The organism is Rhodocytophaga aerolata, from assembly GCF_030503435.1.
GTDB classification, from domain to species: Bacteria; Bacteroidota; Bacteroidia; order Cytophagales; family 172606-1; genus Rhodocytophaga; species Rhodocytophaga aerolata.
In genome coordinates this window covers 835,493-848,184 of the sequence record NZ_JAUKPO010000001.1, presented here as the reverse complement: position 1 = coordinate 848,184, position 12,692 = coordinate 835,493, and the positions used below count along the sequence as shown (strand labels likewise).

Here is a 12,692-nt window from a genome sequence, read left to right as displayed (position 1 = left end):
AGGTTAGTCGTTGTTGGCTATGGAGTATTATTCATTGCGTAAAGACTTTACCGGATTGGCAAGGGCTGCTTTAATGGCCTGAAAACTTACGGTAAGCAGAGTGACCAGCAGGGCACCGGCTCCGGACAAGGCAAAAATCCACCAGGAGAGAGAAATGCGGTAGGTGTAGTTCTGGAGCCAGCCGGAAAGAAAATAATAGGCAATGGGTGCGGCCGTCAGAAAAGCAATACAAACCAGTAAAACAAACTCTCTGGATAACAATCCCCATACGTTTAGTACAGAAGCGCCCAGCACTTTGCGGATACCTATTTCCTTGGTGCGTTGTTCGGCAGTGAAAGAAGCCAGGCCAAATAAGCCCAGGCAAGAAATAAAGATAGCCAGCGTAGCAAACACCGCGGCCAGCTTTCCTATGCGTTCTTCAGCCTGGTATTTGGCGGCAAAGTCTTCGTCAGCAAATTTGTATTCGAAGGGGGTGGCCGGGAAATGTTTTTTAAAAGTAGCTTCGCTTTTTTCCAAGGCTTCTTTCGGACTTACCTGCGGATGAATTTTTACATTGATGAAACCTACCCTGTTGAAAGAGTCTATATAAAAAACAGTGGGTCTTACCGGCTCATAAATCGATTGCATTACCATGTCATTTACTACGCCAATAATGGTATATTCACGCCCGAATGCTTTCACTACTTCTCCAATAGGTTGTTGCAGGCCCATATATTTTACAGCCGCTTCGTTCAGGATAAAGCCGGATGAATCGGTGGCAAAGGCGGTAGAAAAATCACGTCCTTCCCTGATCTTCCAGCTGATTGTTTTTCCGAAATCGTGTGTAATGCCCATGGTAACTACTTCATCCTGCATGTTGGGGTCTTTGCCTTTCCACACGAATCCGCTATTGGTTATCCAGGTATTAGTTACCGGACTCTCCGACTGAGAAATGGCTACGATGGTTCCGGTTTGCAGCAGATTATTACGGAAAGCTGTAAAATTCTTGCGTACTTCGTCGGTTTTAATGGAGATGGAAAACACCCCATCGCGGCTGTACCCAACCGGGCGGTTTTTGGCAAACTCAATTTGTTTGTATACCACCACAGTGCCTACAATCAGGGTTACGGAAACAGTAAACTGCACTACCACCAGTACTTTGCGGGGGAGGGTAGCCAGGCGGCCCATCTGAAACGTACCCTTCAGCACTTTTACCGGGTTAAAAGCCGATAAATACAAGGCCGGATAACTGCCTGCCAGAAAACCTGTAAAACAGGTAAACCCGATACCTGCCATCCAGAAGGAAGGTGCTGTCCAGGCAATGGCTATTTTTTTATCTGCTACCTCATTAAAAGCAGGTAAGAGCAGCCATACCAGTACCACAGCTAAAGTAAATGCCACTAGTGCCACCAGCAAAGATTCACTCATAAACTGGCTAATGAGCTGACTCCGGAGTGAGCCGATGGTTTTGCGGATACCCACTTCTTTGGCTCTTTTCTCCGAACGGGCCGTACTTAAGTTCATAAAATTAATGCAAGCCAGCAGCAGTACAAACATCCCTACTATTCCAAATAGCCAAACATATTCTATACGGCCACCTGCATTTTTGCCGTTTTCAAAATCTGAGTATAAGTGCCAGCGGCTCATGGGGTGTAGAAAAAGCTCTGGCTTAAATCTGGCTCCTTCTTCGGCTGTCACTTTTTTCTTTTTTGCATTTTTAATAATTGCCGAAACTTTGTCCATATCTGCATTGTCTGCAATCTGTACCAGTGTCTGGAACCAGCTGTTTCCCCATCCCACCTTCTGCTCCAGATCGTCACTTCTTACCAGTAGGTCAAAGGGAGCAATAAAGCCCAGGTTAGCAAAATCAGAATTAGCCGGCAGGTCTTCGTATACGCCGGTTACTTTTACATCCATCCGGTGGTCAATTTTCATCAGCTGCCCCAGGGGGCTGGCATCTCCAAAAAATGCCTTTGCCACAGATTCCGAAAGCAGAATAGAATTAGGTTCTTTTAAACCTTCCCTTGTGCCTTCCAGCATATGAAGTGTCAGCATATGGGATATCTGGGGCTCCATAAAGTTGCCGCTTTTTGTCAGCACCTTATCTCCCACTGATAGTAGTCGATCGTTTGTCCAGGAGGCGGTAATCACATAGGTAAAATTATCTCCATAATTTGAGCGGAGTTCTGGTGCCAGTTGCATGGCCTGGCTCCACCAGGTGCGGACTTCTCCATCAAACGTCTGGTTTTGCAGTACCTGTGCAATACGATGGTAGTTGCGGTGGTATTTGTTGTAGGAAGTCTCATCCCACACCCATAAACCAATCAGCATAGCTACTGCCATACCTACAGCAAAACCTCCAATATTAATTAGTGAGTATCCTTTGTTCCGGATAAGGTTCCGGTAAGCGATGGTTAAATAGTTACGTATCATATCTGGATGCAGAAATAAAGGTGAGGAATAACCGGCAGCTTTTTGTGTAATGGTAGAAAGCCGTATATAACTTATTACTTCTCTGATATATAGATTTTTAGCTTTGTCTATGCCCCTGTTTTTTGTCCGCAAATGGAAGCGTTCATGCAGATCGCCTATTACTTCTTCCTGCAGATGGGGGTCACAAAACCATTCTATAAGTTTGTCTCCCCATTTTGGCGGCGTAGGTGGTTGGTCCAGGTTGCTTGCCTTTTTCATACTTGTAGCATTACCGGGCCAGATCTACTTTAGGTAAAGCATGCGGCAGAATTCTGCTCCACAAATTCTCCCGTATGGTACGTACCTGGTGCAGTACCCGGCTGCCTGCTGGTGTTACACTGAACAGCCGTTTTCTGCGGCCGCCCCGCTCAGCCGTTGCCTCCCCCATATAGGAATTTACCAGGCCTTTGTCTTCCAGGCGTTGCAGGGCGGCATGTACCGCACCGGTGGTAATGGTGTTTCCGGTAGCCTTTTCCAAATCTTCTGCAATGGCTACACTATACGCTTTGGGAGTAAGTGCCGCCACCGCAAGCAGCACCACTTCTTCAAATTCACCCAGGTCGCTTCGTCGCATATAACAATGATTGATTGATTCTACAAGTAGGAAGTACAGGTATTACTTCTATTTCGGTATATCAAATGCTTTGCCAGTGCAAAAAACAGGGTTTGGAACCAATAGCATGCATTTTAGCTAAGTAATGTAGAAGATGAAGTGTCCGGAAACGGACAGTGGTTGTATGGAAATGAACAGGGAAGTTGGTGCTAAGATAATTACAATTGGCAATAGGAAGATTTTAGTATCAGCTATTCTAATTGAAGTATAGACTTAATTATAGAAATTTCACCTTACTGCCTTCCTTTTCTTTTGCTTGTCCAAAAGAGGGCAAAGCGTAAGCTTTGAGACAGCTTGTATGGCTGTAACAAAAGAAAAATATAGTACCAACAGAGCTTATTTTACCCTTGAAATGCCTATCCCGTATATCTCCGGCTTACCCACAGGCTAAAATAAGCCACGCTGTTGCTGCACCGACAACCGCATAGGTGGTAGATGTAAATGTGAGATAAAAGACAAAAATGAAATTCCATGGCTCAAATGGATGTGTAAGCCTCTTAGTAGAAGAAAGGGATGGGAAGGGCAATAAAAAAGGATTAAAAGAATTTTTCTCTAGCCTAAGCTCCTTTCCAAATCCTTTTAATCCTGATAAGCTAAATTCACTATTTCTAATGATTTTTAGCAAATATGAGAAAGTATACGTAAGTGGAAAGGAAAAGTTACAAACAATGTATACAGTTTTTCATTTTTTTATCTTTTTAATCAAATTTTTGTAACAGGCTTCCGTATATGGGGTTATTCTTGTTATAAATCTTCTTACGCTGGTGCATACGTCTCCTCTGATAACTATCCAAGCTATTACAAAAAGTTTTAAAGGTGTAAAAGCCGTAGATAACCTGACTCTTTCGGTTGGGTATAATGAATATGTGGCTTTACTGGGTCCTAACGGGGCTGGCAAAACCACCCTGGTAGAAATGATTGAGGGCTTGCAAAAACCAGATAGTGGAAGTATTACCATACAAGGCAAAACCTGGCAGAAAGATGCTGCCTTTCTGCGTACTATTATGGGAATATCTCTGCAGGAGACAAAGTTTACTGATAAAATGACCGTAAGCGAAGTTCTGGATTTGTTTGGTAGTTTTTACAAGTTAGGCAAGAAGGTTACCAGGCAAATTCTGCAAACCATCCGCCTGGAAGAGAAAGCGAAAGCATATGTGGTAACCCTTTCTGGCGGCCAACGGCAAAAACTGGCATTAGGTGTAGCTATGCTAAATAATCCCCAACTCTTATTATTAGATGAACCTACTACCGGCCTTGACCCCAATGCCCGCCGGGAAATATGGGATATTCTGATGCAGTTAAAAAAAGAAAGAGGCACTTCCATGATTCTGACGACACACTATATGGAAGAAGCAGCCTATTTATGCGACCGGATTGTCATTATTGACAAAGGCAAAATTCTGGCGGACGATACCTTAGCTACGCTGCTGACTAGCTATGATCCTGGAGAAGTAATTGCCTTTCAGGTAAGTAGCCCACTAGCAACCAATAGTTTGTATGAGATAAGGGGTGTAAAGGATGTTCATTGGATAGAAGAAGGAGTAAAAGGGATGTTAACCGTGGAAAGTATTACACATACATTGCCTGTACTGCTCAATCTCGTAGAAAGCAGCGGAAATACCATTACTTCCTTTGAGAGCCGTAAAAAAACCTTAGATGATTTATTCAGAACGATGACAGGAAGGAGCTTGCATGAATAATTCATTTATCAATCTGGTGACCTTACAGATTAAAGAGTTTTACCGGGAGCCAGAGGTACTTTTTTGGTCGGTGCTGTTTCCACTGGCTTTGTCGGCAATATTAGGGTTTGCTTTTTCGCAACAAGGGGTAAAAGAAAGCAGTGTAGCCATTATTGAAAATACCTTTACACCTATTCATGCAGGTATTGCCCGTTTGCAAAGCCAGTCTTTTGATTCAGTAAGTAATCGGCAAATAACCTTACTTGTGGCTCAGCCAGAGCAGGCTTTTCTCAAGTTGAAAAGGGGAGAAGTAGTCATGGTGGTAGAACCGGCAGCAAACAATAATCTAATTTATCATTTCGACCCAGCCAATGAAGAAGCCAATTTGCAATACTTATTGCTGGAGAAAAAACTGCATTCACCTCCGGCTGGTGCTTCTACGGTAAGAGCCGTATCTACCCCGGGTAGCCGTTATATTGATTTCCTTATTCCGGGAATGATTGCCTTTGGCTTAATGAACTCCTGTATATGGGGCATTGGGTGGAATTTAATAGAACTGCGTATTAAAAAGCTGCTGCGCCGCATGGTGGCTACTCCCATGAGCAAATCAGAATTTCTGTTAGCCCAATTCACTACCAGGCTACTAATTACTTTTTTTGAAAATATACTGTTGGTTCTGCTAGCCTACCTGGTTTTTGACTTGCAAATACAAGGCAGCTTATTGAATGTGATTCTGTTGTTTCTTGCCGGTAATATTGCTTTCGGAGGAATTGCCATACTCATAGCCTCCCGGCCGGAGCGGAATCAGGTAGGTAGTGGAATTATCAATTTTGTTACTCTGGCTATGACTATTTTGTCGGGGGTATTTTTTAGCTATACTAATTTCCCGGAGTGGGCCGTAAAAATAATCCGGTATGTGCCCTTAACCCTGCTGGCAGACGGCTTGCGCAGTGTATTTAATGAAGCAGCCGATTTTCCGCAAATAGCCTTGCAAGTAGTGTTACTTCTTGGCTATGGAATAATATCGTTTATTATTGGCTTGCGGGTATTTAAGTGGTATTAAGTATTGGTATCGGTCAGAGGTCAATAGATAATAGCCAGTTGTAGTGCTAAAAATAAAGATATCTGTAGTAGATAGAAGTAATCAATGGGGGTAAACCTGTTAGGTCTCCAAAACTTAACAAGTTTACTCTCTGATGAGTACTATACATGAGTATTCAACACCCTCAATAAACGGTGACATTTTACTTCACCCAGTCAATGCCTTTTTTCAGGAGTTGTAAGGTTTGTTCTTCTTTGCTTCTGGGTTGCACCTGATGATTGTAGTGCCATTGGGCTTGAGGGGGCAAACTCATCAGGATAGATTCTGTGCGGCCTTCTGTGTCCAGGCCAAATTTGGTGCCTTTGTCGTATACCAGATTAAACTCTACATAGCGGCCACGGCGTACCAGTTGCCATTCTTTTTCGTGGGGGCCAAAAGGTAATTGAGCATTTTTCTGCATAAAATAAGTGTACACCGGCGCAAAAGTTTCCCCAACAGATTGTACAAAAGCAAAAAGTTGCTCTTTGGTTACGTCTTCTGTCGCAGAAAGCCGGTCGAAGAAAATGCCGCCAATGCCCCGGGTTTCCTGCCGGTGTTTAATATAAAAATAATCGTCTGCCCATTGTTTAAATCTGGGGTAGTACGTAGGATGATGTTTGTCGCAGGCTTGCTTTATCTGCGTATGGAAATAGCTGGCATCTGCTTCATTTACATAATGGGGAGTAAGATCAATGCCGCCACCAAACCAGTAGGTGCCATTGCTCATTTCAAAATACCGCACATTCATATGAATAATGGGTACCATGGGGTTGTAGGGATGCATCACAATAGAAACACCAGTGGCATAAAAGTCGGCTTCCTCGAGTTTCAAAGCAGTTAATATATTCTGGGGTGTTTGCCCATGAACAGCCGAGAAAAGTACTCCTCCTTTTTCTATAATAGTGCCTTTCTGAATAATCCTGGTTCTGCCGCCACCCCCGGCAGGCCGCTCCCATAGATCTTCCGCAAATGTGGCTTTGCCATCTGTCTGTTCGATAGCATGGCATATACGGTCCTGCAATCCTTGAAACCATTGCGTTATTTCTTCTTTGTGCATAGTATCTTTATACTTAACTACCAAATTAGCTGTTATTCATTGTTCTATACCTGTAGCCGATTTGGTGCATTTTTATTTACTTGCAACAAAAGTACGATATTTTAGATGGTAAGGCTATAAATACGATACGCTCAAATCATAAAACAATTATACACCTATGAACAAACCACAAGAAAATGAATATGCCCAAAGCCCCTATACAAGCCGGTACATTAATTTAGTAGAAGGAAATGATGTGTTGGCGCAGCTAAGAAAAGGGATGAATGAAGTAACCGTGTTATTTACTTCGCTGACTCCAGAACAACTCCACTACCGCTATGCACCCGGAAAATGGTCTTTGCTGGAATTGCTGCGGCACATGGTAGATACCGAACGGGTGATGAGTTACCGGGCTTTGTGTATTGCCAGAGGCGAAAAACAAGCCTTGCCGGGTTTCGATGAAAATATATATGCCCAGCATGCTGCAAGCACTATCGGCTCTTTTGCCGATGTATTGAAAGAATACCAGTTGATTAGAGAAGCCAATTTGCTTTTGTTTAATAGTTTTACCGAAGAAAGCTTATCTCAACTAGGGAATGCCAATGGAAAAGATATTTCTGCCAGGGCTATTCTATTTGTCATTGCCGGCCACGAGCAGCACCACCTGAATGTGATCCGGGAAAAATATCTGGGAAATGTATAATGACTACTGACCAATGACTATTGAGCTATGCCTAAAATAAGAGATATTACAAACTATTTGGAACACTGGGCTCCGGTTACCTACCAGGAAAGCTACGACAATGCCGGACTAATTACTGGCAGCCCCGAATGGGAGGTAAAAGGAGTGCTGATCAGCCTGGATGCTACGGAGGCTGTAGTAGAAGAAGCTATTAATCAATCGTGTAACCTGGTTATTGCTCACCATCCTATTGTGTTTAAAGGGTTGAAAAAGCTAACAGGTGCAACGTATGTAGAACGGACGGTGCTGAAAGCTATAAAAAATGATATTGCCATTTATGCGATTCATACCAACCTGGATAATGTAAAGGGCGGAGTAAATTTTAAGATAGCCCAAAAACTAGGATTAGAAAAAGTCCGTATTCTGTCTCCCAAGAAACAGCTATTGCAAAAACTGGTAACTTTTATTCCGGTTGAAAATACCACCCAGGTATTGAATGCCTTGTATGAAGCAGGGGCCGGAAATATTGGAAATTATTCCGGGTGCAGTTTCCGTACGGCCGGAACCGGAACCTTCACACCCAATGAAGAAGCCAATCCGCATATTGGGAACCAGCATAAACCAGAAGAGGTGCAGGAGGAACGGGTAGAAGTAATTATGCCGGCTTATCTTTCCGGAAGGGTGTTAGCAGCTTTAAGGCAAGCACATCCGTATGAAGAAGTGGCGTATTATCTCTCTTCGCTGGAAAATGCCTACCAGGATGTGGGTTCCGGTGCCATCGGCGAACTGCCGCAGCCGATGGAGGAGAAAGCATTTTTATCCTATCTGAAAACTCAAATGCAGCTGAATTGCATTAAATATACAAGTCTGCGCAACAAACCAATACAAAAGATTGCTATCTGTGGGGGAGCCGGTATTTTTTTATTGCCAGATGCCATCCGGCAAAATGCCGATGTTTTTATTACAGCAGATGTAAAGTATCATGAGTTTTTTGATGCTGATGCAAAAATTATTCTGGCAGATATTGGGCACTATGAAAGTGAAGTATTTACAAAAGAATTGATTCATACGTATTTGTCCCAAAAATTTACTAATATTGCACTCATTTTGTCAAAAATCATAACCAATCCTATCTTTTACCTTTGAACTCAATGGAAAGAACAGTAGCACAGAAACTTGAGGCTTTGCTCACCCTGCAACAGATAGATTCCAAATTAGACGCCATTCAGAAAGTACGTGGCGACCTTCCGGAGGAAGTAATGGATCTGGAAGACGAAATAGCAGGCTACGAAACCAGGGTCGGAAAATTTGAAAAGGATATTGCTGTTCTGGAGGAGGAAATAAACCGGAATAAGCAAGCCAAAAAAGAAGCCGAAAAGCTGATAAATAAATACAAAGATCAGCAAATGAATGTGCGGAACAACCGCGAATACGATGCCATTACCAAAGAGATAGAATTGCAAACACTGGAAATGGAACTGGCCGACAAGCGGATTAATGAAGCCAACGCAAAAATAGCCCGTAAGCAGGATGAGATTAAAAATACACAAGGTATACTTTCTGAACGAAAAAAAGATTTAAATACCAAGAATACCGAACTGAAAGCGCTTGTGTCGGAGAGCGAAGAGGATGAAAATAAGCTGAGGGAAGAACGGGAAAAGCAAATACAGCACATTGAAGACCGGTTATTGAAATCATATGACAAAATCAGAAGCAATGCGTTGAACGGCCTGGCAGTAGTGATGGTAAAAAGAGGAGCTTGTGGCGGATGTTTCAATACGGTTCCTCCGCAACGTCAGGCTGATATCCGCGATAAGAAAAAGATTATTGTATGCGAACACTGCGGACGTATCTTTGCCGATGTAGAAGATGTAGTGATAGTGGAGAAAGAAAAAAGCAGAAGATAAAATTCGGTAACTAGTATCTGTGCTGCACTTATAAAATTATATAAGCCTGCCCATTAGTTGGCAGGCTTTTTTGTTTCCCAGGCTTCTCTTTCCAGTTTCCATAACATCAGATCTTCTTTCCGGTCAACTTGTTTAAATCCATTTTTTGAAAGTACTTTCTGGGAAGCTACATTATCTGCTTTGGTTTCGGCAATAATACTTTTGGCATCCGGGTTTTTGAACACCCACTGAATAAGTGCCTGTAAGCTTTCGGTAGCAAATCCCTGATTATGGTAGTTTTTATCAAGCCCATATCCGACCATCACCTGACCCTGTTTGTCTGGTGCACCTGTTAGCCCAATTCCGCCAATGGATACATTTTTTTCTTTCAACACCATCTCCCAATTCGTGAACCACGGATAATTTTCTTCATTCTGGCTTACTTTTACTATCCAGAAATCAATGGCATCGGCAATTTCTGCCTGTATAGGTGGGTCTATGACTTGCTGTGAAATAGCCAGGTTTAAATTTTTTTCCATGGCGGCTCTGTCTTCTTTCAACAGCAGTAAGTTTTGCAAATTGAGTGGAATAAGCCGGAGCCTTTGGGTATGTATCTCAAACATATTCAATATTTCAAGCTAATATGAAAAAATAAACTGAGCGTAAAAACAAAAGCCCTACATTTCTGTAAGGCTCTGTAAATAGAAATATTTACGGATATTAATCTTCTTCGTCACAATACTCATCAAACACTTCAATCAGATGGCTGGCAATCATTTGTGCATTACGGCCTTCAATATGGTGCCGTTCAATGAAGTGTACCAGTTCTCCATCTTTAAATAAGGCAATAGACGGAGAAGAAGGCGGGTAAGGCAACATATAATCTCTGGCAGTTTGTACAGCTTCTTTGTCTACACCAGCAAAAACTGTTACCAGACGGTCCGGATGTGCATCACTGTTCTGAAGGGCCATTTTTATACCTGGACGGGCAGCACCAGCTGCACAACCGCATACAGAGTTTACTACAACCAGTGTAGTACCTGTGGTTTCATCCAATACTTGTTTTACCTCATCGGCAGTTCTTAATTCCCGGAAACCAGCAACCGTTAAGTCCTGGCGCATGGGAGCAACTAATTGTTCGGGGTACATAGGTGTATAATTTGAAAATTGAATAATTTGAAAATGTGCTGAATAACTACTGGCAATGCGCCGACTGATAATTCACTTGTTTACATAAAGCCTAATTCTAGTTTGGCTACTTCCGACATCATGTCCTGGGTATAGGGCGGGTCGAAGGTTAGTTCTACGTTTACATCGCCTACTCCCTCAATAGCCCGAATTTTCTCTTCTACCTCCCCTGGAATGGTTCCGGCAGACGGGCAGGCAGGCGAAGTTAAGGTCATTAAGATATATACATTATTCACTGGGTAAATTTTAATGTCATAGATCAGGCCCAGTTCATAAATATCTACCGGAATTTCGGGATCATAAACCATTTTTATGGCATCCATTACTTTGTCCCGTAGTTCTGCTTCTGTCATCATTCGTTTAACGTTTTGGGTTAGAGCTAGTCAATAGAGAATAAACTCTATACATTTATTTTACTTCTTGTTTTGCCTGAAAAGCTATGCCGTAGAGCTTCATCTGTTTCACCATAGAAGCCAACCCATTGGAACGGGTTTGGGCCAGATGTTGGCTCATGCCAATTTTATCTATAAAATATAAAGTAGCTTTGGCTATATCTTCCGGCTTCTGGCCAGACAAAACCCGGATCAGTAAACCAATTAAGCCTTTTACAATTACTGCATCACTATCTCCTTCAAACAAAAGTTTGTCGCCATCCATATGCGCATGCAACCATACCTGCGACTGGCAACCTTTTATTTTATTCTCTTCCGTTTTATATTCTGAAGATAAGGGAGGAAGTTTTTTGCCTATATCAATAATGTACTCATATTTATCGGTCCAATCATCGAATAGAGCAAATTCCTCTATTATCTCGTCTTGTATCTGGTTTATGGTCATTAGTTAATTCTTTTACCTGAACATCTTTACTACTCTATGTAGGCCTTTCACCAGTTTATCTATTTCCTCTTTTGTATTATACATGGCAAAGGAAGCCCGTGTGGTGCCAGGAATACCAAACCGCTGCATTAACGGTTGTGTACAGTGGTGGCCTGTGCGTACAGCTATTCCCTGTGTATCCAGTATAATTCCAATGTCTTGATGATGAACGCCTTCTACCACAAAAGAAACAATGCTTATTTTCTCTTTGGCCGTACCTACTATGCGTAAACCATTTATTTCCTGTAAAGATTCCGTTGCATAGGTTAGTAATTCATGTTCATACTCGGCAGCTACCGGTTTGCTAATTTCATTCACATATTCCAGAGCCTTTTTAAAAGCCACTGTATCGGCAATATTGGGTGTACCTGCTTCAAATTTATAGGGCAATTCGTTGTAGGTCGTTTTTTCAAAAGATACCTCTTTTATCATTTCACCACCACCTTGATAGGGAGGCATAGAATCCAGTAATTCTCTCTTGCCATATAATACACCTATACCAGTAGGTCCATACAGTTTATGGGAGGAAAAAGCATAAAAATCGCAGTTCAGTTCCTGCACATTAATATCTAAATGAGCGGACGCCTGTGCACCATCTATCAGTACTCTGGCGCCAAACGCATGCGCCCGGTCTATGATTTCTTTAACTGGGTTAATCGTACCTAAACTGTTAGATACATAAACGGCTGCTACGAGTTTGGTACGTTCGGAGAGCAGTTTCTCGTATTCTTCCAGAATAATTTCGCCTGCATCATTAATAGGGATAACTTTCAGCGTAGCACCTTTTTCTTCGCACAGCATTTGCCAGGGAACAATATTGGAATGATGCTCCATGGTGGTAATAATTACTTCATCGCCAGCTTTTACCTGCTGACGGCCAAAGGTAGCAGCAACCAGATTGATGCTTTCTGTAGTACCACGGGTAAAAATTATTTCATCTGTAGAGGATGCATTAATAAACTTACGCACCATTTCCCTGGTGCCTTCATACTCGGCAGTAGCTTTCTCGGCTAAAGTATGAATACCCCGGTGAATGTTGGCGTTGAACTCCTGGTAATATTCACTGATGGCTTGTATAACCGATTGAGGTTTCTGGGTAGTGGCTGCATTATCGAAATATACCAGTGGTTTGCCATGAATGGTCTGGTTGAGAATAGGAAAATCCTTCCGTATTTCCAGTACATCAAATACTTTGTACAT

14 protein-coding genes are annotated in these 12,692 nt (G+C 42.4%); 5 read left to right on the top strand and 9 right to left on the bottom strand.

All coding sequences use genetic code 11. The annotated features are described in order from the left end of the window. Positions 1 to 27 precede the first annotated feature (27 nt). The 3 genes from Q0590_RS03445 to Q0590_RS03435 all read right to left on the bottom strand — a co-directional run bounded on the left by Q0590_RS03445 (position 28) and on the right by Q0590_RS03435 (position 3,689). The gene (locus Q0590_RS03445) at positions 28 to 2,670 is read right to left on the bottom strand and encodes an ABC transporter permease (protein ID WP_302036076.1); all 2,643 of its coding nucleotides are present in this window, start codon (positions 2,668 to 2,670) and stop codon (positions 28 to 30) included. 10 nt (positions 2,671 to 2,680) lie between these two features. After that, positions 2,681 to 3,025 (bottom strand): PadR family transcriptional regulator, encoded by a 345-nt coding sequence (locus tag Q0590_RS03440; RefSeq protein ID WP_302036075.1) that lies wholly within the window; start codon positions 3,023 to 3,025, stop codon positions 2,681 to 2,683. Between the two features lie 415 nt (positions 3,026 to 3,440). Then, the gene (locus Q0590_RS03435) at positions 3,441 to 3,689 is read right to left on the bottom strand and encodes a hypothetical protein (RefSeq protein WP_302036074.1); all 249 of its coding nucleotides are present in this window, start codon (positions 3,687 to 3,689) and stop codon (positions 3,441 to 3,443) included. 139 nt (positions 3,690 to 3,828) lie between these two features. Between Q0590_RS03435 and Q0590_RS03430 the strand changes: the two genes are divergently transcribed. Then, positions 3,829 to 4,764, top strand: a complete 936-nt coding sequence (locus Q0590_RS03430) for an ABC transporter ATP-binding protein (RefSeq protein ID WP_302036073.1) — start codon at positions 3,829 to 3,831, stop codon at positions 4,762 to 4,764. After that, a complete protein-coding gene (locus Q0590_RS03425) occupies positions 4,757 to 5,806 on the top strand; it encodes an ABC transporter permease (protein ID WP_302036072.1) in 1,050 nt (349 codons plus the stop codon). Before Q0590_RS03430 ends, Q0590_RS03425 begins: the two co-directional genes overlap by 8 nt. A 181-nt stretch (positions 5,807 to 5,987) precedes the next feature. On the opposite strand, the gene hemF is transcribed toward Q0590_RS03425, so the two are convergent. Next, positions 5,988 to 6,881, bottom strand: coding sequence for an oxygen-dependent coproporphyrinogen oxidase (gene hemF, locus Q0590_RS03420; protein ID WP_302036071.1), 894 nt, complete (start codon positions 6,879 to 6,881; stop codon positions 5,988 to 5,990). 157 nt (positions 6,882 to 7,038) lie between these two features. Between hemF and Q0590_RS03415 the strand changes: the two genes are divergently transcribed. Genes Q0590_RS03415 through Q0590_RS03405 form a run of 3 tightly spaced genes read left to right on the top strand, consistent with a single transcriptional unit; the run spans position 7,039 to position 9,449 of the window. Next, positions 7,039 to 7,563, top strand: a complete 525-nt coding sequence (locus Q0590_RS03415) for a DinB family protein (protein ID WP_302036070.1) — start codon at positions 7,039 to 7,041, stop codon at positions 7,561 to 7,563. A 27-nt stretch (positions 7,564 to 7,590) separates the two neighbouring features. Further along, entirely contained in the window at positions 7,591 to 8,688 is a 1,098-nt protein-coding gene (locus tag Q0590_RS03410) for a Nif3-like dinuclear metal center hexameric protein (RefSeq protein WP_302036069.1), read from the top strand. 5 nt (positions 8,689 to 8,693) lie between these two features. Beyond that, a complete protein-coding gene (locus Q0590_RS03405; protein ID WP_302036068.1) occupies positions 8,694 to 9,449 on the top strand; it encodes a zinc ribbon domain-containing protein in 756 nt (251 codons plus the stop codon). Between the two features lie 53 nt (positions 9,450 to 9,502). Here the strand turns inward: Q0590_RS03405 and Q0590_RS03400 are convergent, their stop codons facing one another. The 5 genes from Q0590_RS03400 to Q0590_RS03380 form a co-directional block, all read right to left on the bottom strand. Then, positions 9,503 to 10,051, bottom strand: coding sequence for a GNAT family N-acetyltransferase (locus Q0590_RS03400; RefSeq protein ID WP_302036067.1), 549 nt, complete (start codon positions 10,049 to 10,051; stop codon positions 9,503 to 9,505). Between the two features lie 97 nt (positions 10,052 to 10,148). Next, on the bottom strand, positions 10,149 to 10,577 hold the full coding sequence (locus Q0590_RS03395) for a BrxA/BrxB family bacilliredoxin (protein ID WP_302036066.1): 429 nt from the start codon (positions 10,575 to 10,577) through the stop codon (positions 10,149 to 10,151). A gap of 80 nt (positions 10,578 to 10,657) precedes the next feature. After that, the gene (locus tag Q0590_RS03390; protein WP_302036286.1) at positions 10,658 to 10,969 is read right to left on the bottom strand and encodes an SUF system Fe-S cluster assembly protein; all 312 of its coding nucleotides are present in this window, start codon (positions 10,967 to 10,969) and stop codon (positions 10,658 to 10,660) included. Positions 10,970 to 11,024: 55 nt separating this feature from the next. Continuing rightward, positions 11,025 to 11,453 (bottom strand): SufE family protein, encoded by a 429-nt coding sequence (locus Q0590_RS03385; protein WP_302036065.1) that lies wholly within the window; start codon positions 11,451 to 11,453, stop codon positions 11,025 to 11,027. Between the two features lie 12 nt (positions 11,454 to 11,465). Continuing rightward, entirely contained in the window at positions 11,466 to 12,692 is a 1,227-nt protein-coding gene (locus Q0590_RS03380; RefSeq protein WP_302036064.1) for a cysteine desulfurase, read from the bottom strand.

Bases quoted from the DNA above. Each gene is read 5' to 3' on its own strand.
- Q0590_RS03395 (WP_302036066.1), bottom strand. From the start codon at position 10,577: ATGTACCCCGAACAATTAGTTGCTCCCATGCGCCAGGACTTAACGGTT.
- Q0590_RS03410 (WP_302036069.1), top strand. From the start codon at position 7,591: ATGCCTAAAATAAGAGATATTACAAACTATTTGGAACACTGGGCTCCG.
- Q0590_RS03390 (WP_302036286.1), bottom strand. From the start codon at position 10,969: ATGACAGAAGCAGAACTACGGGACAAAGTAATGGATGCCATAAAAATG.
- hemF (WP_302036071.1), bottom strand. From the start codon at position 6,881: ATGCACAAAGAAGAAATAACGCAATGGTTTCAAGGATTGCAGGACCGT.
- Q0590_RS03400 (WP_302036067.1), bottom strand. From the start codon at position 10,051: ATGTTTGAGATACATACCCAAAGGCTCCGGCTTATTCCACTCAATTTG.
- Q0590_RS03440 (WP_302036075.1), bottom strand. From the start codon at position 3,025: ATGCGACGAAGCGACCTGGGTGAATTTGAAGAAGTGGTGCTGCTTGCG.
- Q0590_RS03385 (WP_302036065.1), bottom strand. From the start codon at position 11,453: ATGACCATAAACCAGATACAAGACGAGATAATAGAGGAATTTGCTCTA.
- Q0590_RS03425 (WP_302036072.1), top strand. From the start codon at position 4,757: ATGAATAATTCATTTATCAATCTGGTGACCTTACAGATTAAAGAGTTT.
- Q0590_RS03380 (WP_302036064.1), bottom strand. From the start codon at position 12,692: ATGTACAAAGTATTTGATGTACTGGAAATACGGAAGGATTTTCCTATT.
- Q0590_RS03445 (WP_302036076.1), bottom strand. From the start codon at position 2,670: ATGAAAAAGGCAAGCAACCTGGACCAACCACCTACGCCGCCAAAATGG.
- Q0590_RS03405 (WP_302036068.1), top strand. From the start codon at position 8,694: ATGGAAAGAACAGTAGCACAGAAACTTGAGGCTTTGCTCACCCTGCAA.
- Q0590_RS03415 (WP_302036070.1), top strand. From the start codon at position 7,039: ATGAACAAACCACAAGAAAATGAATATGCCCAAAGCCCCTATACAAGC.